Annotated in this window: 22 protein-coding genes; 7 read left to right on the forward strand and 15 right to left on the reverse strand. The window is 69.0% G+C overall.

Annotation, left to right across the window (positions count from 1 at the left end):
* Positions 1-8 precede the first annotated feature (8 nt).
* Complete coding sequence (locus F3T56_RS30205; protein ID WP_149828509.1) at positions 9-1,085, reverse strand: Zn-dependent alcohol dehydrogenase; 1,077 nt, start codon at positions 1,083-1,085, stop codon at positions 9-11.
* A gap of 120 nt (positions 1,086-1,205) precedes the next feature.
* Positions 1,206-2,066 (reverse strand): MaoC/PaaZ C-terminal domain-containing protein, encoded by an 861-nt coding sequence (locus tag F3T56_RS30210; RefSeq protein ID WP_149828510.1) that lies wholly within the window; start codon positions 2,064-2,066, stop codon positions 1,206-1,208.
* A 263-nt stretch (positions 2,067-2,329) separates the two neighbouring features.
* On the opposite strand from F3T56_RS30210, the gene F3T56_RS30215 reads away from it, so the two are divergent.
* Entirely contained in the window at positions 2,330-3,814 is a 1,485-nt protein-coding gene (locus F3T56_RS30215) for an MFS transporter (RefSeq protein ID WP_149828511.1), read from the forward strand.
* Between the two features lie 64 nt (positions 3,815-3,878).
* Positions 3,879-4,532, forward strand: a complete 654-nt coding sequence (locus F3T56_RS30220; protein ID WP_149828512.1) for a class I SAM-dependent methyltransferase — start codon at positions 3,879-3,881, stop codon at positions 4,530-4,532.
* Positions 4,533-4,561: 29 nt separating this feature from the next.
* Here the strand turns inward: F3T56_RS30220 and F3T56_RS30225 are convergent, their stop codons facing one another.
* Positions 4,562-6,670, reverse strand: a complete 2,109-nt coding sequence (locus F3T56_RS30225; protein WP_172639213.1) for a restriction endonuclease — start codon at positions 6,668-6,670, stop codon at positions 4,562-4,564.
* A gap of 216 nt (positions 6,671-6,886) precedes the next feature.
* Between F3T56_RS30225 and F3T56_RS30230 the strand changes: the two genes are divergently transcribed.
* Together F3T56_RS30230 and F3T56_RS30235 are read left to right on the forward strand one after the other, a co-directional pair.
* On the forward strand, positions 6,887-7,849 hold the full coding sequence (locus tag F3T56_RS30230) for an N-acetylmuramoyl-L-alanine amidase (protein ID WP_149828513.1): 963 nt from the start codon (positions 6,887-6,889) through the stop codon (positions 7,847-7,849).
* A 171-nt stretch (positions 7,850-8,020) separates the two neighbouring features.
* Positions 8,021-8,863, forward strand: coding sequence for a hypothetical protein (locus F3T56_RS30235; protein WP_172639214.1), 843 nt, complete (start codon positions 8,021-8,023; stop codon positions 8,861-8,863).
* A gap of 427 nt (positions 8,864-9,290) precedes the next feature.
* Here F3T56_RS30235 and F3T56_RS30240 read toward each other — a convergent pair whose 3' ends face one another.
* Positions 9,291-9,905, reverse strand: coding sequence for a transposase (locus F3T56_RS30240; RefSeq protein ID WP_149828514.1), 615 nt, complete (start codon positions 9,903-9,905; stop codon positions 9,291-9,293).
* Between the two features lie 531 nt (positions 9,906-10,436).
* Between F3T56_RS30240 and F3T56_RS30245 the strand changes: the two genes are divergently transcribed.
* Positions 10,437-10,970 (forward strand): hypothetical protein, encoded by a 534-nt coding sequence (locus F3T56_RS30245; RefSeq protein WP_149828515.1) that lies wholly within the window; start codon positions 10,437-10,439, stop codon positions 10,968-10,970.
* 451 nt (positions 10,971-11,421) lie between these two features.
* The gene (locus F3T56_RS30250) at positions 11,422-12,432 is read left to right on the forward strand and encodes an LLM class F420-dependent oxidoreductase (RefSeq protein WP_149828516.1); all 1,011 of its coding nucleotides are present in this window, start codon (positions 11,422-11,424) and stop codon (positions 12,430-12,432) included.
* Positions 12,433-12,737: 305 nt separating this feature from the next.
* Here F3T56_RS30250 and F3T56_RS30255 read toward each other — a convergent pair whose 3' ends face one another.
* From F3T56_RS30255 to F3T56_RS30285, 7 genes are all read right to left on the reverse strand, one after another.
* Positions 12,738-13,124: an ATP-binding protein gene (locus tag F3T56_RS30255; RefSeq protein WP_172639215.1), complete on the reverse strand. Its 387-nt coding sequence runs from the start codon at positions 13,122-13,124 to the stop codon at positions 12,738-12,740.
* A 77-nt stretch (positions 13,125-13,201) separates the two neighbouring features.
* Positions 13,202-13,576 carry a hypothetical protein gene (locus F3T56_RS30260; RefSeq protein WP_149828518.1) on the reverse strand — a complete coding sequence of 125 codons (375 nt, stop codon included), beginning with the start codon at positions 13,574-13,576 and terminating at the stop codon, positions 13,202-13,204.
* Complete coding sequence (locus F3T56_RS30265; protein WP_172639216.1) at positions 13,573-13,839, reverse strand: hypothetical protein; 267 nt, start codon at positions 13,837-13,839, stop codon at positions 13,573-13,575. Before F3T56_RS30265 ends, F3T56_RS30260 begins: the two co-directional genes overlap by 4 nt.
* A gap of 146 nt (positions 13,840-13,985) precedes the next feature.
* Complete coding sequence (locus tag F3T56_RS30270; protein ID WP_246204035.1) at positions 13,986-15,212, reverse strand: helix-turn-helix domain-containing protein; 1,227 nt, start codon at positions 15,210-15,212, stop codon at positions 13,986-13,988.
* 180 nt (positions 15,213-15,392) lie between these two features.
* Positions 15,393-16,463, reverse strand: a complete 1,071-nt coding sequence (locus F3T56_RS30275) for a prenyltransferase/squalene oxidase repeat-containing protein (RefSeq protein ID WP_149828520.1) — start codon at positions 16,461-16,463, stop codon at positions 15,393-15,395.
* Entirely contained in the window at positions 16,460-17,206 is a 747-nt protein-coding gene (locus F3T56_RS30280) for a class I SAM-dependent methyltransferase (protein ID WP_149828521.1), read from the reverse strand. Before F3T56_RS30280 ends, F3T56_RS30275 begins: the two co-directional genes overlap by 4 nt.
* Positions 17,200-18,582: a glycosyltransferase family 4 protein gene (locus F3T56_RS30285; RefSeq protein ID WP_149828522.1), complete on the reverse strand. Its 1,383-nt coding sequence runs from the start codon at positions 18,580-18,582 to the stop codon at positions 17,200-17,202. Before F3T56_RS30285 ends, F3T56_RS30280 begins: the two co-directional genes overlap by 7 nt.
* A 216-nt stretch (positions 18,583-18,798) precedes the next feature.
* On the opposite strand from F3T56_RS30285, the gene F3T56_RS30290 reads away from it, so the two are divergent.
* Positions 18,799-19,509 carry a TetR family transcriptional regulator gene (locus F3T56_RS30290; protein ID WP_149828523.1) on the forward strand — a complete coding sequence of 237 codons (711 nt, stop codon included), beginning with the start codon at positions 18,799-18,801 and terminating at the stop codon, positions 19,507-19,509.
* A gap of 329 nt (positions 19,510-19,838) precedes the next feature.
* Here F3T56_RS30290 and F3T56_RS30295 read toward each other — a convergent pair whose 3' ends face one another.
* The 4 genes from F3T56_RS30295 to F3T56_RS30310 form a co-directional block, all read right to left on the reverse strand.
* Complete coding sequence (locus F3T56_RS30295) at positions 19,839-21,413, reverse strand: alpha/beta fold hydrolase (protein ID WP_149828524.1); 1,575 nt, start codon at positions 21,411-21,413, stop codon at positions 19,839-19,841.
* A 168-nt stretch (positions 21,414-21,581) separates the two neighbouring features.
* Complete coding sequence (locus F3T56_RS30300) at positions 21,582-22,466, reverse strand: tetratricopeptide repeat protein (RefSeq protein ID WP_149828525.1); 885 nt, start codon at positions 22,464-22,466, stop codon at positions 21,582-21,584.
* A gap of 47 nt (positions 22,467-22,513) precedes the next feature.
* Positions 22,514-22,747, reverse strand: coding sequence for a ferredoxin (locus F3T56_RS30305; protein ID WP_149828526.1), 234 nt, complete (start codon positions 22,745-22,747; stop codon positions 22,514-22,516).
* A complete protein-coding gene (locus tag F3T56_RS30310) occupies positions 22,747-24,237 on the reverse strand; it encodes an aldehyde dehydrogenase (RefSeq protein WP_149828527.1) in 1,491 nt (496 codons plus the stop codon). Before F3T56_RS30310 ends, F3T56_RS30305 begins: the two co-directional genes overlap by 1 nt.
* Positions 24,238-24,545: the final 308 nt, after the last annotated feature.

Consider the following 24,545-nt stretch of genomic DNA (forward strand, 5'->3'; position numbering starts at 1 on the left):
CCGGGTCCTCAGATCTCGATGCACGTACGGAGTGAAGTCCCCGTCCGCATCTGATCCAGCGCCTCGTTGATGTCGGCGAGCGGCACCCGGTGGGTGATCAGGCCCTCCAGGTCGATACGGCCGGCGCGCCACAGGGTGATGGCCCGCTCGTAGGACCGCAGGACGTCTCCGCCGCCGTACAGGGAGGGCAGGATCCGCTTCTCGTCGAAGAACAGCTCGAACATGCTGAGCTGGAGGAAGTCGTCCATGGCGCCCGCGCCGACGACGACGAGGGTACCGCCGCGCCGGGTGTTCTCGTAGGCGGTGCGGGCGGTGGCCGAGCGGCCGACGACCTCGAAGACGTAGTCGAAGCCCTCGCCGGCGGTGACCTGTCGCTTGGCGTCGGCGAGCTCGTCCGGCGAAACGGCCTTGGTGGCACCGAACTTGAGGGCGGCCTCGCGGCGCGAGACCACCGGGTCGACGGCGACGATCTCGGCGGCGCCCTTGAGCCGGGCGCCCTGGATCGCCGAGATGCCGACGCCGCCGCAGCCGATGACGGCGACCGACGAACCGGCCTCCAGGTCGGCGGTGTTGAGCGCGGCGCCGAGCCCGGTGGTAACCCCGCAGCCGATGAGGGCGGCGACGTCGTACGGCACGTCGTCCGGTATCGGGACGGCGCAGCCGGCGTCGACGACGACTTCCTCGGCGAAGGTGCCGGTGCCGGCGAAGCCGAAGATGTCACCGGCGGGCCGCTTGAAGTTGGGCGTTCCGGCGTTCAGGAACCCGGCGAGGCAGAGTTCGGTCTGGCCGCGCTTGCAGGCCGGGCAGGTGCCGCAGGCCGGGAGCCAGCAGAGGACGACGCGGTCGCCGGGCTTGACGTTGGTGACGCCCTCCCCGACGTCGAGTATCTCGCCGGCGCCCTCGTGGCCGGGGACGAACGGTCCGGGCTGGGGCAGCACCCCGGCCATCGCGGACAGGTCCGAGTGGCACAGCCCCGTGGCCCGCACCCGGATCCTCGCCTTGCCCGGCCCGAAGCCCGCCGCCTCGACGTCGTCGAGCACCTCCAGCTTGTCCTGGCCGATCTCGTGCAGTACGGCTGCGCGCATGGTGCGGCTCCCCTCAGGAGTGGCTGTCGTACGGTCGTGCCGTCGCGGTCCGGTCGTGCCCTTGTTGTCTTCAGGAGTGCGTCTTCAGGAGTGCGTCTTCAGGAGTGCTGGACGATGTCTTCAGTCGTGCTCGACGATCGTGTCGGCCAGGACCGGCGCGTCGTCCCGCTCCACGGCCGTCACCTCCACCCGTACCGCGCCGTCGTCCGGCCGCCACATGCGGATGCGGAGGGTCTCGCCCGGGAAGACGACCCCGGCGAAGCGGGTGCCGTAGGAGCGGACGCGGCCGACGTCCCCACCGAGCACCGTGTCCACGACCGCCTTCAACGTGATCCCGTACGTGCACAGCCCGTGCAGGATCGGCCGCTCGAACCCGGCGCGGGCCGCGAACTCCGGGTCGGCGTGCAACGGGTTCCAGTCGCCGGAGAGACGGTAGAGCAGCGCCTGGTCCTCGCGTACGGCACGCTCGACCTCCTTGTCGGGGTCGGCCGTCGGCGCGTCCAGGCGTGCGGAGGGGCCTCGGTCGCCGCCCCAGCCGCCCTCTCCCCGTACGAAGATCTGCGCCTCGTTGGTCCACAACGGGCCGTCGGCGTCGGCGACTTCGGTCCGCATGACGAGTACGGCCGCCTTGCCCTTGTCGTACACCGCCGCCACCCGTGAGGTGGCCGTCGCCCTGCCCTCGACCGGGATCGGCCGGTGGAGTTCGACGCGCTGGCCGCCGTGCAGGACCTTGGCGAGGTCGACGTCCACGCCGGGGGCGTTCAGGCCGCCGATGACGTCCGGGGAGCCCGCGCCGGCGACGGTGGCGAAACTCGGCAGGACGTGCAGCCGGGACTCCAGGGTGTAGCGCAGCTCGTCGGGGTCGGTCGCGGGGGCGCCGGCGCCGATGCCGAGGTGGTAGAGCAGGACGTCCTTGCGGGTCCAGGTGATCTCGGCGGAACGGGGCTCGGCCGCGAGGGCCTTGGCTGCGTCGATGGGCATGAGGAGGGGGCTCCTGTCGGCGTGCGTCGGGAACCTCGGTACGACCGTCCGCACCAGCGGCCGCACCGAGGTCGTCACGGGGACTCGGAACCCGCCCCTTGCCTTCTAGAACGCGTTCCAGTCCAGCGCACCTCTGTATAGCCGAGGGGGGTGCAGTTGTGAAGACTCCTGACGGCTCGTCACTTCCTCACGAGAAGGTCAAGTTTTCGTTAGGCAGTCGAAGCATTGGAATAGTTGCCCTGGCGTACGAGGTTCACGGGATCATGATCCCACCGCACATATCCACGACGTCCGACCAGCCCGGCCCGACGAGAGCGCCCGGAGCGATCGTCCCCGTGCTGGCCTTCGCCGGGATCGTGGTCGCGGTGATGCAGACCCTGCTCGTCCCGGTGATCAAGGATCTGCCCCAGCTGCTGGACACCACGCCCAGCAACGCCACCTGGGTCCTGACCTCCACCCTCCTCTCCGGCGCCGTGGCTACGCCGATCATGGGGCGGCTCGGCGACCTCTACGGCAAGCGCCGCCTGCTGCTGGCCAGCCTGGCCGTGATGGTGGTAGGCGCACTGATCAGCGGCTTCACCAGCGAGCTGATCCCGATGATCTTCGGCCGTACTCTTCAGGGCTTCGCCATGGGCGCGATCCCCCTCGGCATCGGCCTGATGCGCGACGAACTCCCCCGTGAACGCCTCGCCTCCGCGATGGCCCTGATGAGCTCGTCCATCGGCGTCGGCGGTGGCCTCGCGCTGCCGCTCGCCGCGCTGGTCGCCCAGAACACCGACTGGCACGTCCTCTTCTTCGGCGCTGCGGGCCTCGGCGCCCTCTCGATCGTCCTCACCCTCGTCGCCGTACCGGAGTCGAAGACCCGCGCGGAAGGTTCCTTCGACTACGTCGGCGCGCTCGGTCTCTCCCTCGGCCTGGTCCTCTTCCTCCTCCCCATCACCAAGGGCAGCGACTGGGGCTGGTCGTCCACGACCACGCTCGGCCTGTTCGCCGCGTCGGCCGTGGTCCTGTTCCTCTGGGGCCTGCTGGAACTGCGTATCCCCGCACCCCTGGTGGACCTGCGCACGACCGCCCGCCGCGAGGTCCTCCTCACCAACCTCGCCTCGATCATGGTCGGCGTCTCCTTCTACGTCGTCTCCCTCGTCCTGCCGCAGCTCCTCCAGCTCCCCACCTCCACCGGCTACGGCCTCGGCCAGTCGATGGTCGTCGCGGGCCTGTGCGTGGCGCCGCTGGGCCTGACGATGATGTTCACCGCGCCGGTCTACGCCCGTATCTCTGCCAAGTACGGCCCCAAGAGCACCCTCATCCTCGGCCTGCTGATCATCGCGATCGGCTACGGCGCCGGCCTCGGCCTGATGAGCGCCGCCTGGCAGACCGTGGTGATCTCGGTACTCATCGGCACAGGCATCGGCATCGCGTACTCCTCGCTCCCGGCGTTGATCGTCGGAGCCGTGGACCCGTCCGAGACGGGCGCCGCGAACGGCCTCAACGCCCTCATGCGCTCCATCGGTACGTCGGTGTCGAGCGCCGTCATCGGCATGGTGCTGGCCGACACCGCGAACCACGTCGGCGGCGTCGCGATCCCCACCATGCACGGCTTCCGGCTCTCCTTCCTGATCGCCACGGCCGCCGTCGCCCTCGGCCTCGTCCTGGCCTTGTTCCTGCCGGGCCGAGACCGCCGGGCGACCGGTGACCGGCTGCTCGCGACCAGCGAGGCCCCGGAGCGGGCGGGCGAGCGGGTGGCCTGAGCCCGGCCGCCGCCCACGTGACAGCATGGGCGCCCCCAGGGACGTACGACACAGGAGGACCCCCATGCCGCCCGCCGCCCCCAAGCCGGAGATCCTCGCCGCGTTCGAGTCGGCCAAGGGGTTCATGCCCGTACGGGAAGGGCTCGCCCTCCACGCGGCGGCCGCCGAGGCGGGCCGGCTGGGCCTCCCCCTCCTGGAGGTCGGCACGTACTGCGGCCGCTCCGCGATCCTGCTCGCCGACGCGGCCCGCGAGGCCGGGGTCACCGCGATCACCGTCGACCACCACCGGGGCAGCGAGGAGCAGCAGCCCGGCTGGGAGTACCACGACGAGTCCACGGTCGACCCCGAGGTGGGCCGTATGGACACCCTCCCGACCTTCCGCCGCACCCTCCACAAGGCGGGCCTGGAGGACCACGTCGTCGCGATCGTCGGCCGCTCCCCCCAGGTCGCCGCCTTCTGGGCCACCCCCCTCGCCCTCGTCTTCATCGACGGCGGCCACACCGACGAACACGCCACCGCCGACTACGAGGGCTGGGCCCCCCACATCGCCGAGGGCGGCCTCCTCGTCATCCACGACGTCTTCCCCGACCCCGCCGACGAGTTCACCGGCCAGGCCCCCTACCGCATCTACCTCCGCGCCCTCGCCTCCGGCGCCTTCACGGAGGCCTCGGCGACGGACTCGCTGCGGGTGCTGCGGCGGGTGGGGGCGGGGGTCTGAGGCGTGCGGCCCGCGTGTGCGCGTGGGTGCTACGCCACCGCGATCCCGTAGTCCTGAACCAGTTCCTCCAAGCCGCCCCGGTATCCCTTGCCGCCGAGGACGAAGTCCCAGTCACCGCCTGCTCGGCGGCGGAAGGAGCCGAGGACCAGCGCCGTCTCACCGGAGCGTCCGTCGGAGACCTCCAGTCGGCCCTGTTCGGTGCGTGAGGGGTCCAGCAGACGGATGCAGGCATCGGTGAAGCCGGACAGGTCGGCTTCGGGGTTCACCGCCGGGTCGACCGCCGCCACGAGGACGAGTCGGTCGGCGGTGTCCGGCAAGGCGTCGAAGGACACCTGGATCGCGGCCTTGTCGGGCGCGGTCGGGGGGAGGGCGCGGACTGTGCCGTCGGGTGTGCGGAGGTTGTTGAAGAACACGAAGTGGTCGTCGCTGAGGACCCGGTTGCCGTGGCAGACGAGCGCGCAGACGTCCAGGGCGACGCCACCGGTCCAGGACATGCCCAGCACGCTGTAGTCGCCCGTGCGCGGGTCCGGGTCCGCTCCGGGCTGGGGATCCGGTGAGGTCCGCTGAGGGGGAAGAGCGGCACCGGAGCGCACACCTGTCCCGAGGCGGCCGCGCAGACCGTGCCGGTGGAGCAGGTCGACCAGTTCGCGGCCCGATACGAGTTCGAGTGGTTTGCCGTTGGCGAAGGTGTGGGAGCCCGGTCCGAACTTGGACGTCGTTACGAGGACGCCCTTGTTGGCGCCGGCGTCCTGGACGGTTCCGTACAGGTCACGGACGGCGGTCGGCGGCACGGTGTTCCGGTAGCGCTTGACCTGGACGACGATCTTGCCGCCGCGGATCGGCGTCGGATCCAGGGCGTCGACGTCCACGCCTCCGTCGTTCGAGCGCTGGGTCGTGACCGCCTGCATGCCCATGGCCCGGAACAGTTCGGCCACCAGCGACTCGAAGGCGAGGGGGTCCATTTCCAGCAGGTCGGGCTCCTCGTCGCCCCCGTGCGTGACGACGCCGTTGCCCACATCGTCGGGCCGCCTGCCCGGCCGTACGGCGGCACGCTGGTCCGGCCGTGACGACAGCTGGCCCCGAAGCCCGTCGAGCAGACAGTCGACGGCGCTGACCTGTTCCAGATTCAACCCGGAGAACACCGATCGCGAAGCCATGACGGTGGCCAGGAAGATCTGTGCTCGTCTGCCGGTCGCCGGATCGTGGTCGTCGACGAATCCGTTCAGCGTGACCGACTCCAGGGCGCCGAACTCGTCCGCCGCGAAGAGATCGTGGAGCACCAGCAGGACACTCTGCGCGAGGACTTCCCGGTAGAGCGCCCGACGCTGGGTGACCGGACGGGCCGTCTCCTTGTCCTGGTCGGCACCGGACACGTACCGCACGGCCTTCGCCTCGGGGACGACGTCGTACCTGGGCAGCTCCCAGTCCAGTACGAGGTGCCGGGCTGCCGAGTCGTAGGCGGCGGAGACCTGCCGCGGGAAACCCTCGGGCCATGCGGCGGAGGCGTAGAGCGCGGCGGAGAAATACTCGACGGCGGCTTCCGGATCGCTTCCGTTCCGCAGGGCGGTCGTCATCTCCGCGATCCCCGCGTTGTGCCGACGGATGTCCGACAGCTGGGCCTCGGCCCACTGCTGGTACTGCCGCTGGTACTGGGCGAGTTGCTGCTGCCGCTGGGCCTCCGCTGTCTGTGCCGCGTGCCAGTCGTGCTCGAACCGGGACCGCGCCTCCGCCTGCGCCTGGGCGCGTCGGCCCGCGGTCCAGCCGCCTTGTGCCTGGTAGTGATTCGGATCCGGCATGGGCACCGGATGGGCGAGCACCCCAGGAGCGAATGGTTCCAGTTGTTCGGAACGGCTGAGGGAGGCCGCCCGGAACGCCGGCGCCCGGCAGCCGACCGCCAACAACTCCTGCAAGGCCGCGACCTGCGCGTCCAGCTCCTCCGTACGCCGTCTGGCGTCCGCCTCCCGCTGCTGCTTGTACGCCTGCTGCTGCTCGCGTCGGCTGCGCACCAGTTGTTGCTGGTACGCCCGCTGCTGCCGCTCGTACTCCCGTTGCTGCCTGGCCCGCGCCTCCAGCTGACGCTGCTGCTGGCGCTGCGCCTCAGCCCAGACACCGACCAACCCGTTGGAGCGACGACTCATCCGTTACCGGCCCTCCCCCAGGGCTTCGCCACCGCCCGGCCGAGCCCTGCCCCTACAACCAGCAGTAACTGGGCGACTTTATCCCGCAATCCCGGATACGCCCATCCGTCGGCCGCACGCCTGGCCGACGTACCGCAGGATCATGTAGAGGGCGGCCGACGCGACGACGGTCACACCCGACCGGCGGCCCCCGGCCCGCCCCGTAAGGTGGCAGTCGTGTCGTACGTAGGTCCGGACTTCGATCCGCCCCAGCCCCGTCGTTCCGCTCTTCGCCGTCCGGCCACCGTGGCCGTGGCCGCTGTCGTGGTGGGGGCGGTGGCCGGGTGGGGGGTCTGGCAGGCGGTGGGGGACTCGGGCGGCGGGGGCGGCGCGGACCGGGCGGCCGGGCAGACGCCCCGCTCGGCGACGAACGCCCCCGCGACCTCCGGCGGCAGCCCGTCCGGTGAGCCGACCGCCTCCGACGACGGCAAGAAGGCGAGCCCCTCCCCTTCCCCGTCCGCCGACGGCCCTCTCAAGGGCAAGGTCGTCGTCGTCGATCCGGGGCACAACCCGGGCAACTTCCAGCACACCACCGAGATCAACCGCAAGGTGAACATCGGGACGGGCATGAAGGAGTGCGACACGACGGGGACGACCACCAACGACGGTTACCTGGAAGCCGAGTTCACGCTGGACGTCTCACGGCGGCTGAGGACACTCCTCGAACAGCAGGGCGCCACGGTCGAGTTCACGCAGGACGGTGACCGGCCTTGGGGGCCGTGCATCGACGAGCGGGCGCGGATCGGCAACGAGGCGGAGGCGGACGCGGTGGTGTCGATCCACGCGGACGGCTCGGGTACCGGCAACCGCGGTTTCCACGTGATCCTCCCCGGTTCGGTGGACGAGGGCGCGGCCGATACCCGCCCCATCGTCGGCCCCTCCCGCGCTCTCGGCGAGCGCATCGCGGGCAAGTTCGTACGCGCGACGGGCACCGCCCCCTCCAACTACGTCGGCGACGGTACCGGTCTCGTCACACGTCAGGACCTGGGCGGTCTCAATCTGTCAACGGTTCCGAAGGTGTTCATCGAGTGCGGCAATATGCGCGATAGCAATGACGCGGCACTGTTGACCAGTGGTGCCTGGCGGCAGAAGGCCGCGCAGGGGATCTCTGAGGGAATCGTGAGTTTCCTGCGCGGGTAGGGGGCGGGTCGTGATCATCGGGGCAATCCCGGCGGACACTCACGTCGGACGGGCGATAAGGTCGTCTTTACGATGAGGGGCCACCCCCGCGCTTCCCACCACCAGCCTGACGGCGAGATGGTGTCAGCGATGCCTCCACACCGATGACGAGACGACTGAAGAAGGACTGAAGTGAATATCCGCTCCCTCACCAGAGGCGACGGCGTCGTGATCGGAGCAGCGGTATTGCTGTTCATCGCGTCGTTCCTCGAGAACTACTCGTACGACGGGGTTTCCAGCAACATCGAGATGCCCAACCTCTGGGAGAGCGGGCCCGTCCTGCTCGGTGTCGTCCTGGCGGGCATCTTCGGCGCCGTCTTCATCGTCATCGCCCGGGGTCTGCCCCAGGCTCCCAAGATCGCCGGCATCGACCTCGGTCACTTCGGCATCGCCTTCACGGTCTTCGCCGCGTGGAGCGCGCTCGGGAACATCTTCGACCCGGCCGGTTCCCTGGACAACGTCGGCGGCGACACCAGTGGTCCCGACGTCGGCACCGGCCTCATCCTCGCCCTGATCGCCACCCTGATCATGGCCGCCGCCGCCCTGGCCACCCCCATGGTCCCCGCCCTCAAGGCCGCCCTCATCGGCGCCCCCCGTCCGGCCGCCCCGCAGCCGTACGGGGCCCAGCCGCCCGGTGGTTACGGCTACCCGGGCGCCGGTGCGCAGGCGCAGGCGCCGTACGGTGCGAGCCAGCCGCAGCCGGGGGCGCCGTTCGGTGGGCAGCCGCCGCAGCAGGCGCAGGCTCCGCAGGCGCAGGCCCCACAGCCGCCGGCGAGTGACTTCTCGCCGTTCTGGTTCGCGGTTCCGGTGGCGCGGCCGCTGTTCGCGGAGGACGGTTCGCAGTCGACGATCGCCGAACTGGCGCCGGGTACCTGGTACTTGGCGATCGAGCAGCGCGGCCCCAACCTGGTGGCCCAGACGCAGGACGGCCGTCGTGGCGTCCTGCAGGACACCAGCGGTATCCAACGCGGCTGACGACCGGCTCCTACCTACGGTCCCTCACCCTCCCGGGTGAGGGACCGTTTCAGTACGGTCAAGAGCATGGCTTACATGCCGCCAGATAGCACGGGCGTCGGGGGAACGTCTGAAGGAGTCGTCGGACATCTCACGCAGTCCGCAGCGATGTTGGCGTAACCAGCCCGTCAGCGCATGGTGATGGCGAGGCTGCGCAGGATGGCGAAGCTCTCCGAACCACGCCCGGCGCCCGTGGAGGAGTCCTCGACAAATGGTGGTGTCCCGGGCGAAGTCCAGCCGGTTCTCGATCACCAGTGGGATCTGATTACAGGGCTGTTTCAAAGTCGGGGTGATCCTACGAGGCTCCCTGGTGAACGGGCGCCTTTGACCAGTCGCCGTCCTGAACCGAAGCCTCAACGTGCCGTCAGTCTGTTACCGCCTACCTCACCTAGTCGCCCTGTCTGTTGAGGTCTTCGGGGCCCAATGCTGGCAGAGCGGCTGGTCCGGCTCTTCGGCCGTCAGGACCGAGGGCTGGACTTGCGGTTTCCTGGATTTCCGCTCCGGCGGGGGCCGCAGCCTGCGGTAGCGAGCGGCCGGTCAGCCGGCACGCGGCTGTGACGTCCAGTGCGCGCTCGACGTCGGCAAAGGCATCGACCGCTACCGGGTCGACGGCGTGCATCAGTCCGTGCCCTCGGGGATCATTTCCAAGATCGCGGAAGTATTTCCCCATAACCTCCAACGCGGCCTCGTTCCGCTCCAGCTCCTTCTCCAGTCGCTGTGCCTGACGGCGCAGCTTCTCGCCCTCCGCCTCGGCGTCAGAATTCTTCGGCCGGGCCAGGCTGGTGCGCTTGTCGACCATCTTCTCCAGAGCCCCGGCATCCCGCACAGCCCACCACTCCTTCACGTGCGAGTGGTGCAGCTGCTCGCTGCGCGCGATCGCGCCCTTCTCGTTCTTGGGCGTGGCGTCGTGCTCGGCCACGATCCGCAGCTTGTACTCGGGGCTGAAAGTGCGGCGCTTCGGCCGGGGAGCCGGGTCAGATCCGGCGGTCTTGGTGCTGATCACGAAGGGTTGTTCTCCTGTCGTGCCCTCTGAGGCTAACCCGCCGAAGCGGGGCGTCTCACCAAAGGCCGACAGAGAGGGAGGAGAGCATGACCATCCTGCGCAACCTCGCCATCAACACACCCCGACAGGTTGGCCACACCAGCATCGCCGCTGGACTGCGCAAGATGTCCCATCCTCTTCACCCACTCTCTCAACATCCTGGATCCCTGCCTGACCGGCAGCCACACCCAGATCAAAGAATTTGAAAAATCCCTAACTAAATTCTTAAATAGTCGCTCAAGATTCAGGCAAATAAATAAATCGATATTTGATGATTCGCCCAGATGGGTATAAATTTTGCCGCCAAATAGGTGAACGAGCCTGATTTGACGGCCGACACTTGAATCGAGCTTTCCGCCCTTGGTCGGCCTGGAGATTAAACCACTCAACCTCAGATCTATCTCAAGCCGCCTCTTTCAGGTGCGCTTCTCTGCTTAACTCTCATCACGCGAAGGCGACTGGAGCCTCCCTCTCGTGCACATGGGGGAATCAATGAAGCGCCAGATCATCCGGAACAGCGGCGTGGGGCTTGCCGCCCTAACCATGCTCCTGGCCGGAACAACTACAGCGGCCCACGCGGCGCCCACCGCATCATCAAACAGTGCATTCGCCACCAACGCCCAAGCCTCATTGGTGAAGTACAACCCCAACCTCAGGGCGAAGAACGTCAGGAAAGTAAAGGAGAAGTGCGGAAAGAGCCCGATCGCGGAAGCATCCGGGCGCGGCCGCATGACCCTACGCATAGACGAAACCAGGTCTGCGGGCACAACCTACTCAAAGAAATTCGAAATCAACTTCAAGCAACTCAGCCACTCGGTCGGCTGGGATATCACCAAGTCCCGCAGCATCACAGTGAGCGGGGCTAAGGAAGTGCCTCGCGGCAAGTACGGTGTCCTCAAGGCCTACACAAGGTACGCCGGGAAGAAGTTCGACGTGTACCACATCCATACTCCGTGGAAGATATCCAAGAGGAACGTAATCGCCTACAAGCCAATCGGCGTCTGCTTCACATTCAAGGCCAGCTAATCACTCAAGATTAAAGCCGCCCTTCATTGAAATGGCCTGCCAGAATATTCCAGCAGGCCATTTCATTTGTACCTGCTCCTGGCCACCGCCCTGTTCGAGGAGTGCGGCCACCGGGCGGTGTAGGCCAAGCTCACCGCCGTGCTCGGGTCTGTGCCGGTGCCGAGGATCACCCGAACAGTGTTATGACATGCCCGCTGCCGCCTGGAGGTACGGCCGTTGTGGGCCTGCGTCCGAGCTGATCAGGCTGTATCACGAGCGACGGGAAGTGGAGTCCGCCTACTTGGCGGTCAAGAAATCACTGCTCGGGCGCCGCGTGCTGTGCTCGCGCACCCTGCCTGGCATCGCGCAGGAGGGCGATTGAGTCGACAGCATCCCCTTCCAGGCGAGGGGCCGTTGTCGTACAGTCGCCTGGCCCATTGTCGACTGACGGTCTGTCAGGAGGTGCAGGCGTATGCGGCTCGGCCTCGCGCTCGGCTACTGGGGGCGCGGTCCCTCACCCGACCACCTACCGCTCGCGCAGGAGGCGGAGCAGCTCGGGTACGACTCCGTGTGGACGGCGGAGTCGTGGGGCTCGGACGCCTTCACCCCGCTCACCTGGATCGCGGCACGGACGTCGAGGATCAAACTGGGCACGGCGGTGGCCCAGATGGCGGCCCGCTCCCCCACCACGACCGCGATGCACGCCCTCACCCTCGACCACCTCTCCGGCGGCCGCATGCTCCTCGGCCTCGGGCTGTCGGGGCCGCAGGTGGTGGAGGGCTGGTACGGCAGCCCGTTCCCGAAGTCGCCACTGACCGCGACAAGAGAGTATGTGGACGTAGTGCGTCAAGTCCTGAGCCGCGAGGAGCCAGTTAAGCTGAGCGGGCGCTTCCACCCTCTCCCGTACGATGGCCCGGACGGCACTGGCATCGGCAAGGCGCTCAAGTCCATCACCCACCCCCTCCGCCCCGACCTGCCCGTACTGCTCGGCGCCGAGGGTCCGAAGAACATCGCGCAGACGGCCCGGATCGCGGACGGCTGGCTGCCGTTGTACTGGTCGCCGACGCGGACGGAGGTGTACGAGGCCTCGCTGGCCGACGCCCCGGACGGGTTCCTCGTCGCGCCGATGGCCCGTGCGCGCGTCTGCGACGACGTCGCCGAAGGGCTGCTGCCCGTCAAGGCCATGCTCGGCTTCTACATCGGCGGGATGGGGCACGCCAAGCGCAACTTCCACGCCGATCTGATGGCTCGCATGGGGTACGAGGAGGAGGCCCGGCGGATCCAGCGGCTCTTCCTCGACGGGCGGCGGGAGAAGGCCGTACTCGCCGTACCGGACTCCTTCGCGGACGAGATCTCGCTGATCGGGCCGCGCGAACGGATCGCGGAGCGGCTGGAGTTGTGGCGGAAGGGGCCGGTGACCGACCTGCTGGTCCTGGCCCCCGATCCGCATACGCTGCGGGTGCTGGCGGAGCTCAACTCCTAGAGTTCCGGGGACTTTGTCGGCCCTTCGAACTTGAGCGGTGTGTGCGCGATGGCCATGCTGTTGTCGCTGTCGTGTCGAGAGTGGGGATTGGCAGATTTGTTCCACTCGGGCGGCTCTCACCAGGCTTCGGTGAGGCCGTGAGTGGAACAGATCTGCCAATTACGCGACGGCCCCCACCGCTCAACTTCGAAGACTGCGAAATGAGGCTCCGCCCCACCGAGGATCCGGCGATAGGGCGGCGCGGGAAGTCCCGGCCCATTACGGATGAGGCCAACTTGCGGCTGTTGCCCGATCGGAACAGGGACTCACTGACCCACGGTCGGCGGGCCCGCGTCACGGGTCGTCACCTCCAGCTCGGCCCATACGCGCTTGCCCCACGGCTGCTTGCCGGTGCCCATGTGCTCCCAGCCCCAACGGAGGGAAACGGCGGCGACCAGGAGGAGGCCCCGGCCGCTCTCCGCGTCCGTCCCGGGGGTGCCCGGCTGAGGCGGCGCTTCGGGCGATCGGTCGATCACCGACACTGAGACAAGGCCGGTTTGGGGGCGGTGCACCGTCATGTTGATCTTCGGGCCGCGTGCGTGCCGGACGGCGTTCGCGGCGAGTTCGGACATGACCAGGGCTGCCGTTTCGGCATCGGCAGCCAGGCCCCAGTCATTCAGCGCCCGCCGGGCGAGCTTTCGGCCTTCTTCCACCAGTTCCGGAGTGCGGTTCCCCGTGCGGGTATACCCGGCGTACCCAGAGCTTCGGCGCTGCTCCGCGCTCGGACTGATCACGATCGGGCGCCCTCGGTGTCATCCCCAGCGGTCGGCTCGGTCACACTTTCGCAGTGCTCATAGAGAGTCAGGAGCGCCCGGCACTGCACCGCGAGGTCATGAACAGCCGACACCGACCCGGTCTTGCTGCGCATCAGTATCGGTCCGGTGCCGTCCAGGACGTGTTGGGCGGTCCGCAGCCACTCGCCGCTCAACACCTGTTTGCCCATGGCTACTTTGGGCACCAGGACCCGGACCTGCTCGACCAACAGGCAGCCGAGGCGCACACGCTCCGTGTCCGTCAGGCCGACCGTGCCCATCACCGTTTCGCACGTGTCCCGGATCAACACGGGGTTGACTTCGCACACACTGACCGTCGTACCGGCGCTCACCGGGTAGAGGTCCTCAACTCAGGCAACGCGTCCGCCGCCGCGTTGACCACCTCCGCCAATTTCGTGGCGACGCCGGCGCCGCAGCCGCCCAATTCGACGAATGCCTTGCCGTTCACCGGCTGCCCCGCCCACAGCGAGGGCAGCTTGATCCCGACCCTGTCCAACGCTTCCTTCAGCCCCGCCACCGCCGCGTCCGCCGCCCGCATGGCGTCCGCCGCCGGGTCCGTGGTGCGCTTCTTCGTCCTCTTCACGGCCACCGTCATCCCACTGCCTCCACTCTGTGATGCTCCAGATGCGGTACGGCATGACGGTATGGCGGGTCTGGTACAGCGATGGGGACAGTCTGTCCCCACTTGTCGAGGGAGACAGACTGTCCCCATTGCTGTCGCCCGCGAGAGGGAACAGCAGGTCAGGCAGCGACGCCGATATCGTCGGCCAGCTCGCCCGCGAGGTGCGAGAGTGCGCCGGTCGCGGTCCGCTTCAGGTCCACTGCGAGCGCCCGGCCCGAGGGTACGTACCGCACGGCCTCGGGCGAGGTCTTGTACGCCAGCCGCAGGTACTGCAACGCGCTTGCCTTCTCCCGGCGGACGTGCTCCGCCTTGGCCGCGTCCAGGAACAACCGGCTGCGCCTCTCCAGGGAGGGGATCGACTCGGGGTCGACGTCCGCCAGTTGCTGGAGCGCGACGCCCGGCGTACGCAGATCGGCGCCGATGGTGACCGCGTGGACGGAGACGTTGCCCTTGCCGAACATGGTCCAAGGGTGGGCGTACGACGGCCCCAGCTTCTTCGCCGTACGGTCAGCCTCGTCGTGCCAGCGCCAGGCGTCGCCGTCCCGGCTGTCCTGAGCCGCGGTCACCGCCGCGTGCAGGCACAGCGAGCCGTACGTCCCGCGCAGCCGATCCGAGCCGCCCTCCAGCTGCGGACGCAGGGTGTCGGCCGCGTCCGCGACCATCCGCAGAGCCTCCTCGGTTTGACCCGCCACCCTCAGTCCGTTGCCGACGATCCAGGCCGCCGAAGCGAGCGCGATCGGGTCGTCCGACTGCTCCGCCGCCATCCGGGCCCGGTCCACGATCACCCAGTACAACTCCGGTTCCACCGTGTGCGCGGCGTACTGCTGCGCGAGCGCGTACATCTCGCTCAGGATCACGCTCGCTCGGCGCTTCTCGGCGCCCTCGGCAGCACGCACGGTGGCGTGCCCCGCCTTGATCAGCCCCGGCAGCACCGAGGCGACCGCGGTGCGCTGTTCGCGGGCGCGATGCCAGATGTCCCAAGCCTGACGCACCCGCCCGGCCAACTCGCCGACGTCCTCCGGGGTGCCTGCCGCCCCGAACAGCGGAGCGTGGATCGCTGCCCGCAGGTCGGGAACGCCCGAGTGGCTCAGCTTGCCGCCGTCATCGATCGGCACCGACACGTCCGCGCCGGTCAGCTCGCTGACGTCCTGGCAGCCGAGCACACGGGCAAGGTTCACGATCATCGCCAGCGACCGCACCGGACGTTCGTTACGTTCGACCTTCTTCACCCAGTCCGGGGAGCGGCCGACCAAACCACCCAGGGCCGCCCGGGTCAACTGGCGACGTTCACGGCGCTCCCGCAGGAGTTCGCCGTCCACGGTCATCTGCACTTGCTCATCAGGCATCTGAGCCCCCTCAGCAGGGTTATTCCCACCAGCGTAATGACGTCCACCAAGCCGTGCTCCCCATCCACCTCAATCCATCGGTGAACAGGTACAGCCCGACTCCGACTCGTCTTCGGGAGCGATCAACGAAGGCTTTCGCCGGGGGTCACACGCCCGTATTGCGTGGGGCGGGAACTTCTCTCAGCAGCACTCCACGTCGTCGAGGCCGACCGGCAGCCGCTCCCCGCCGAACACCGCGCAGGTCGCCTCGTCGCCCCCCAGCGCGGCCACGGCCAGCAGCAGCGACCCCGCCGTCCAGGACGTCAACTCCTCGGGCCAGACGGCCTGGTCCTCGAAGACGTACCCCGTCCAGTACAACCCGGAGCCGGGGTCGCGGAGGTGCTGGATGGACTGGAGGATCTCCAGGGCCCGGTCGGACTCGCCCATCGCCCACAGGGCGAGGGCGAGTTCGGCGGACTCACCGCCCGTCACCCACGGGTTGGGGACGACGCAGCGGACCCCGAAGCCGGGCACGACGAACCGGTCCCAGCCCTCCTCGATACGGGACTTCGCCTCCGTACCCGTCAACGCGCCGCCCAGGACCGGGTAGTACCAGTCCATGGAGTAGCGGTCCTTGTCCAGGAACCGCTCCGGATGGCGGCGTATCGCGTGCCGCAGCGCGCCCACCGCCAACTCCCAGTCCGGCTGCGGCTCTTCCCGCTGCTCGGCGATGGCGAGCGCGCAGCGCAACGCGTGGTGGATGGAGGAGGAGCCGGTCAGCAGCGCGTCGACGACCGGCGTGCCGTCGTCCTCGCGCTTCCAGCCGATCTGCCCGCCGGGCTGCTGAAGCCGCAGGACGAATTCGACGGCCGCGTAGACGGCCGGCCACATGCGGTCCAGGAAGGTGTCGTCGCCGGTGGCCAGGTAGTGGTGCCAGACACCCACCGCGATGTACGCGACGAAGTTGGTCTCCCGGCCGCGGTCGGTGACGTCACCGGCGTCCCCGTCGGCGTACGCGGCGTACCAGGAGCCGTCCTCGTTCTGGTGCCGGCGCAGCCACTCGTAGGCGCGCTCGGCGGCCTCGTGCTCACCGGCCGCGTCCAGGGCCATCGCCGCCTCGGTGTGGTCCCACGGGTCGAGGTGATGCCCGCGGAACCACGGTATGGCGCCGTCCTCCCGCTGTACGGCGAGGATGCCCCGTACGGTCGCGGCGGCCTGCTCGGCGGTGAGGACCCCGGGCAGGACCAGGTGTTCCGTCCGGGGGGTGGTCACGAAGCGTCCACCCGGGCGGCGTCGGCGGGCAGGTGCGGCTTCGTCGCGTACGCCACGAAGCTCTTGCCGATCAGCGGGTTCAGCGCCTGCTCGGCGACCCGGGTGGCCAGGGGCTTCTTCATGATGTCCCAGACCAGCAGCTGGTGGTACGCCCGCACGGGCAGCGCCTTGTCGTTGTCGACGCCGAACGCGCACTTCAGCCACCAGTACGGGGAGTGGAGGGCGTGGGCGTGGTGGGTGCCGTACGGGCGCAGGCCCGCCTCGCGGATCTTGGCCAGCAGCTCGTCCGCCTTGTAGATGCGGATGTGGCCGCCCTCGACCTCGTGGTACGCGTCGGACAGCGTCCAGCAGACCTTCTCGGGGCCGTAGCGGGGCACGGTGATGGCGATACGGCCACCGGGCCTGAGCACCCGGACCATCTCCGCCAGCACGCCCTTGTCGTCGGGGATGTGCTCCATGACCTCGGAAATGATGACGACGTCGAAGGACTCGTCGGGGAAGGGGAGCGCGAGGGCGTCGCCCTCCATCGCCGTGGCGGTCGCGCCCTCCGGTGCCTCCCCGGCCTCCTTCATCGCCGCGAACCACTTGGCGACCTCGCGGATCTCCTCGCCGTTCTGGTCGAGGGCCACGACCTGGGCGCCGCGCCGGTAGCACTCGAAGGCGTGCCGGCCCGCTCCACAGCCGAGATCCAGGACACGGTCCCCCGGGGCGAGCGGGAACCGGGAGAAGTCGACGGTCAGCACGTGGCCCTGCTTTCGGAATAGTTGCTGGTGGAGGCCGCAGAGGTAGTCGTGGAGGTGCCCGCGCGGGCGATCGCCTCGCGGTAGTGCGCCACCGTGCCCTCGGCGGCCTTGGCCCAGGTGAACCGGGCCAGCACCCGCTCGCGTCCCGCTCGCCCGAGCCGTACGCCCAGCTCCGGGTCGCCCAGCAGCCGGTTCAGCGCGGCGGCCAGCGCCCCCGGGTCGCCCGGCGGCACCGCGAGGCAGGTCTCGCCGTCGGGTCCGGCGACCTCCGGGATGGCCCCGCCGGTGGTGGCGACCAGGGGCGTACCGGTGGCCATGGCCTCGGCGGCGGGCAGCGAGAACCCCTCGTACAGCGAGGGCACACAGGCGACCTCGGCCGAGCGGACCAGGTCGACAAGCTCGGCGTCGGAGATGCCCTTGACGAAGTCGACGACGCCTTCGAGGCCGTACCGCTCGATCGCCTGGGCGACCGGCCCCTCGGTGGGCCGCTTGCCGACGACGACCAAATGCGCCGCCGGGTGCTCGGTACGCACCTTCGCGAGCGCCTCGACAAGAAAGACAAGCCCCTTGAGCGGCACGTCCGCGCTGGAGGTGGTGACGATCCGGCCCGGTATTCGCGCCACGGACGGATCCGGCGAGAAGAGGTCGGTGTCGGCGCCGATGTGGACGACGTGGATACGGTCGTCGCGTACGCCGAGGTGGTCGACGATCTCCTGGCGGGAGGTGCCGGAGACGGTGAGCACGGACGGCAGCCGCCGCGCGACCCGTTTCTGCATGCGCGTGAAGGCGTACCAGCGGCGCACGGACATCCGCCGCTGCCAGCCCTCGGCCGCGTCCAGCTCCAGCTGCCGGTCGACGGTGATGGGGTGGTGGATGGTGGTGACGAGGGGCGCGCCCACATCACCCAACAACCCGTACCCGAGGGTCTGGTTGTCGTGCACGACGTCGAACTCCGCGCGCCGGGCGCGCAGATGACGCCGGGCGCGGAGCGAGAAGGTGAGCGGCTCGGGGAAGCCGCCGGTCCACATCGTCGCCACTTCGAGGGCGTCCACCCAGTCGCGGTACTCGTCGCGCCCCGGGGTGCGGAAGGGGTCGGGCTGCCGGTAGAGGTCGAGGCTGGGCAGTTCGGTGAGGGAGAGCGCGCCCGGTCCGTCGACGGGGACGGCGTCCTCGTCGAGCACGGGGTAGGGCTGGGAGCCGATCACCTCGACCCGGTGGCCGAGGCGGGCGAGCTCGCGCGAGAGATGCCGTACGTAGACGCCCTGGCCCCCGCAGAACGGGTTCCCTTTATAGGTGAGGAGGGCAATGTCGAGCGGTCGCTCGCCGTCAGCGGCGAGGTCATGCCGGGACCCCGCCTGACTGGCCTCAGCGGTCACTCCTGGCCCCCTTCTCACTGCACTTTCCCGTGAGATTACGACGAGACGTTAATCTAGAACAAGTTTCAGAGTTGATCGTTCAAGAGGCTTTGAATCTACCGGCTGGTAGAACCGCTGCGAGGGGTGGATCAGGTGATTCACGCCACGGCACCGCCCTGGCATGCTGTCTGATCGCATACCCTCACCGACCGTCACGACCGTCACGGAACGAGACCCATGCCTGCGGAAGTCAAGGTGGAAGCCAGGAGCGCGGCCGGCGCACGACAGGACTCGCGGCCGGGCTCGCGACCGGACTCACGGCCGGATTCGCCGCCCCTCACGGAGCGGCAGGAGGCCCGTCGGCGCCGCATCCTGCACGCGAGCGCGCAGCTGGCCAGCCGGGGCGGTTTCGACGCCGTACAGATGCGCGAGGTGGCCGAGTCCTCCCAGGTCGCGCTGGGCACCCTCTACCGCTACTTCCCGTCCAAGATCCATCTGCTGGTCGCCACGATGCAGGCCCAGCTGGAGCACATGCACGGCACGCTCCGCAAGAAGCCGCCGACCGGCGAGACGGCCGCGGAGCGCGTCGCGGAAACGCTGATGCGCGCCTTCCGCGCCCTCCAGCGCGAGCCCCACCTCGCCGACGCCATGGTCCGCGCCCTCACTTTCGCCGACCGCAGCGTCAGCCCCGAGGTCGACCAGGTCTCCCACCAGACCACCGCGATCATTCTCGACGCCATGGGCCTCGACCACCCCACCCCCGAGCAGCTGTCGGCGGTCCGCGTCATCGAACACACCTGGCACTCGGCCCTGGTCACCTGGCTCTCCGGCCGCGCCTCCATCGCCCAGGTGAAGATCGACATCGAGACGGTGTGCCGCTTGATCGATCTGACGGCACCGGAGGACAGGAAGCAGCCCCGGCGGCACCAGGGCCACCGGGGCATGTGAAAGACCTACGAGACGGGTTCCCTGCGCCGGTATTACCCGGATCAGGTATTGGGGGTCGCCTTCCAGTCCTGTCCCAGCGACCTTCCGGCCTCTCAGCCCAACCGTCGACGTCGGCACCAGCGGAGTCTGACCTCTCGCAAATGTCGGCTACTCCGGTTGGACTCCCTCACTCGTCCCGTAGGCCGACTTTCAGGATATAACACCCTTATTCGTACGCAACCCCCAGATGGGATTTTTTACCCATGGTGAAGTCGGGAGTGGGGGCGTGCGAGCCGCGTGGGGCCCGCCGCAGGCGGAGGGCTCCACGCGGGACTCACCTTGTCCGGAGGTCAGAAGCCGCCGGCCAACCCCGGGATCCCCCGAGGCGTCGGCAGCGGCAGCGGGTTGGCGCCGCTGCTCTCGCGTGCCGGAGCGGCCTTGCAGGTCACATCCTTCGCCGGCAGCTTGCCGGTGGTCAGGTAGACCGTGGCCGTCTTGTCCGCGCACGACTTGGAGCCGTAGATGCCGTGTCCGACACCTCCGACGACCGTGACCATCTTCGCGCCCTTCATGACACGGCGCAGGCCCTGGCCGCTGGTCAGCGGGGTCTGGGAATCCCACTCGTTCTGCAGGATCAACGCGCCGACCTTGTTGCCGATCCTGGTGGCGGGCTCACTGCCGTTCTTCTTCCAGAACGCGCACGGCTTGATGTTGGACGCGAAGTCGCCGTACAGCGGATACCTGCCCTTGTCCCGGATCGCGTCCCTGCGGTACTGCTCGGGGTCGCGCGGCCAGTTGCGGGTGTCGGCGCAGAGGACGGTCCAGAAGCTGGCGGTGCCGTTGTCCGCGGGCACGGCGCGACCGAACGACGGCGGAAGCGGCGTGGCCGTCCTGGTCTCCCGGTCACCGGACGGGCGCCTGCCCTCGGCGGCCTTCTTCAGCTCGACGACCGTCTCGGCGGCGTCGCGCACACTGAAGAACATGGCACGGCCGCCGGAGCGGATGTCATCACCGGTCAGCTCGGTCCCGTCGAGGTCGATGGGCTCGCGGTCGGCCTGGGCGATCAGGTCGTAGAAGGTCTTGCGGACCGCCTGGGGGGTGTTCCCCAGCTTGTACGTGGCGTTCCGCTCGGCGGTCCACTGGGTCCACCTGGTGAAGGCGGGCTCGCTGCCCTCCGCCCAGACCTGGATCATGCCGCGCCAGATCCGCGCCGGGTCGACGGCGCTGTCCAGCACGAAACGGTCGGAGCGCTTGGGGAACATCTGCGTGTAGACCGCGCCGAGGTAGGTGCCGTACGAGTACCCCAGGTAGGAGATCTTCTTCTCGCCGAGTACGGCACGGATCACGTCCATGTCCCGGGCGGTGTTGCGGGTGCTGATGTGGCGCAGCTTGTCGCCCTGTTTGGCGTGGCACTTCTCGGCGACGGTTCGCGCCCACTTCACGTCCTTGGCGAACGTCTCGGGTTTGTACGCCCGTTCCCAGTTCTGTTCCTGGTCCGTCAGGCCGCAGCCGACGGGAGAGCTCTGGCCGACGCCTCGCGGGTCGAAGCCCACGAGGTCGTACTTGCGCTTCACGGACTTCGGCAGCTCGCTCGCCAACAGCTGCGGCATGTCGACGCCCGTACCCCCCGGGCCACCGGGGTTGATCAGGAGCACACCGCGACGCTCGCTCTTGGTGCTCGTCTTCAGCCTCGATATCGCGAGATCGAGCTTCTTGCCTTTGGGGCGGCTGTAGTCGAGGGGCACCTTGATCGTGGCGCACTGGAAGGCCTTCGGCATCTCTTTGTCGCAGCGGTGCCATGCCGGCTTCTGCTTGAGGTACTGGCTCAGGGGATCTGCGGCGGATGCCGTAGCCGGTGCGATCGCGGGTACCAGGGCGGCGACTGTACTGACCGCCAGGAAAGAAGCTGTTCGACTTCTTCGCACGTGGGGGGTCCTCGGGGTAGTTGCGTGTGAGACGCACTAACCCTTTCGTGCACTGGAGTTGAGCGAATCCACCAGAGAGACAGGATTGCTCCGACCACGGATGGAGGGACAGGGCATGACGGATGGTCCCGGAGTCGGACAACCAAGTCCGGCTCCGCGACGTCTTGCTCAAGTGGGCTTCATGGCCGCCTGATCCATGACCTCCAGCCCGCTCCAGCTCCGCCCGACCGCCGTCTCCCCCGCCCAGCGGTCCAGCAGTCGTCGGGCCTCGTCCTCCGGGGCCGCCAGGCAGACGCGCTGGGTGCCGCCGTGGACGCCCTGTTCCTTGTGGATGGTGCCCTCGCTGCAGCAGGCGCAGTAGGTCTGAACGCTGCTGGCGGGTTCCGCGCCGAAGTCGTGGTCGGTGAAGAGGGCGAGTAGGGACTCCAGATCGGTGCGCTCGGCCGCGGCGACCGTCACCGACAGGGTGGGGAGGTCGGAAGGTTCGAAGAGGAGGAGTTCGTCGAAGACGGGGTAGGTCGTGCCGTTGACGACGCGTTCGCCCTTGGGTTCGCCGTCGTGGACGACGATCTCGCCGTAGCGGCGGCCGCCGGTCACGGGCACGTTGACGACACGGCCGCGGGTCGGGCAGAGGCGTTCCATCCACACGACCTCGCGTTCGCCGTCGGTGTCCAGGCGGACGCAGGCCGCACCGAAGCGGCCGTTGATCTCGCCCTCGCCGTCCGGGAGTTCGAAGCCGAAGCCGGACCAGGCGTCGCGGGCCGTGGTCCAGTCGCGGCGGATCGTGGCCGCGATGCCGAGGTTCCAGTACGCCGGGTCACCCTCCCCGCGTGGTGCGCGGGCGGCGGCCTGGACGCCGAGTTCGTACGCCTTCTCCCAGTTGCGCAGGAACTTGTGGCCGAGCGCGGCGTCGTACCACCACTCCGCGCTCGGCTTCTCGTCCGGGTAGTGGGCGAGTACGCGTTCGTAGAGGTCGGCGGCGCGCTGCCACTCCTCGGCGTCCCAGGCCGCGTACGCCTGCTTGATCAGTTGCTTGGCCTCGGACTTCCGCACGCTTCCCCGCCCCGGTCGTTCCTGGTGACGACCGCGAGCGTAAGCCCCTACTCCTCCGGCGGGAACACCGGCTCCCCGCTCCCGAGCAGGGTGATCGTGATCGCCTCCACCGGGCAGCCCTCCGCCGCCTTCAGGACGTGTTCGGTGGCGTCGGCCTCCGGGGCGGCGGGGTGGGACTGCATGGCGGAGTCGAGGTGGAAGGCGTCGGGGGCGAGGTGGGTGCACTGGGCGGAGCCGATGCAGAGGGCGCGGTCGACCTCCACATGCCAGCGGTCGCCCATCACCCGACGCCCTTCCCCGCGACGACGGTGGCGGGCGGCTCGTATCCGGCGGGCAGGTGGATCATCTTGTGCTCCAGGTACTCGCCGTAGCCCTCGGGGCCGAACTCCCTCCCCAGGCCGGAGTTCTTGTAGCCGCCGAAGGGGCCGAGCATGTCGAGGCTGAAGGTGTTGACGGAATAGGTGCCAGTACGGACCTGGCGGGCGATGTCGATGCCGCGTTCGGTGTCGGCGGTCCAGACGCTGCCGCTGAGGCCGTAGTCGGAGTCGTTGGCGATCTTCACGGCTTCGGACTCGTCGCCGTACGGGAGGAGGCAGATCACCGGGCCGAAGATCTCCTCGCGGGCGATGCGCATGGTGTTGTCGACGTCGCCGAAGAGGGTCGGTTCGACGTACCAGCCGCGGTCGAGGCCGGGTGGGCGGCCGCCGCCGGTGAGGATCTTGGCGCCCTCCTCCTGGCCGATGCGGATGTAGTCGAGGCTGCGGCGCTGCTGGCGCTGGGCGACGAGTGGGCCGAGTTCGGTGGCCGGGTCGAGGGGGTCGCCCACCTTGAGCGCGGAGGCCGCCGCCGCGAAGGCCTCGGCGAACTCGTCGTAGCGGGAGCGGGGGACGAGGATGCGGGTCTGGGCGACACAGGCCTGGCCGTTGATCATCCAGGCGAAGGGGGCGATGCCGGCGACGGCGGTCCGCGCGTCGGCGTCCGGCAGGATCACGGCCGCCGACTTGCCGCCCAGTTCGAGGGTGACGCGGGTGAGGTTGCGGGCGCAGACCTCCATGACCCGTTTGCCGGCGGCGACCGAGCCGGTGAAGGAGACCTTGTCGACGCCCGGGTGTCCGACCAGGTACTCGCTGACCTCACGCTCGGCCGGGAGGATGGACAGAACCCCCTCGGGCAGGCCGGCCTCCGCCGCGATCTCCGCCAACAGGTAGGCGTCCAGGGGGGTTTCGGGCGAGACCTTCAGGATCGCCGGGCAGCCCGCGAGGAGGGCGGGGGCGAGTTTGGCGGCCGCGGTGAACTGCGGCACGTTCCACGGGACGACGGCCGCGACGACCCCGACCGGTTCGCGCCGCACGAGGATCTTCCCGAGTACGCCGTCACGCCGCTCCTCGTACGTGAAGTCGCGGGCGGTGGTGATCGCCGCGTCCCATGCCATCAGCGAGGCGAGCGCCTGGATCATCACGCTGGAGGTGTACGGGGTGCCGTTCTGCGCGCTGATGAGGCGGGCGAAGTCCTCGTGGCGTACGGCGAAGGCGTCCTTGATCCGGGTGACGACCGCGATCCGCTCGTCGAGGGTCATACGCGGCCAGGGGCCGTCGTCGAAGGCCTGCCGCGCGGCGGCCACGGCCCGGTCGACATCCGCACGCGAGGCGTGCGGTACGCGCCCGATGACCTCCTCCGTGTGCGGCGAGACCACCTCGATGACGTCCGCACCCAGCGGGTCGGTCAGCTCCCCGCCGATGAACAGTTGTCCGTGTTCCACGAGCTCGGTCATGGACTGCCGCCTCCCGGAGCCAGGTCATCTCAGCAACTTCTCTGATGATCCATCAGACAAGGAACTGATACCAGTTCTATTGAGAGGAGTCCATGGGGGCGGGAATGTCCGGCGGGTGCGGGTGAGTGGGGGCTTGTCGCGCCCACGCGGCGGAGCCGCAAATCGACACAGCCCCGCGCCCCTGAAAGACAAAAAGCACGGGGCGCAGCCCCCGCTTTTCGAGGGGCGCGGGGAACTGCGCGAGCAACCACAACCCACCCGCACCCGCCACACAAACAGCACCCCCGAGCCCTTGGGCGCCCTGGCGG

It is taken from the genome of Streptomyces tailanensis, from assembly GCF_008386495.1.
Lineage (GTDB): Bacteria > Actinomycetota > Actinomycetes > Streptomycetales > Streptomycetaceae > Streptomyces > Streptomyces tailanensis.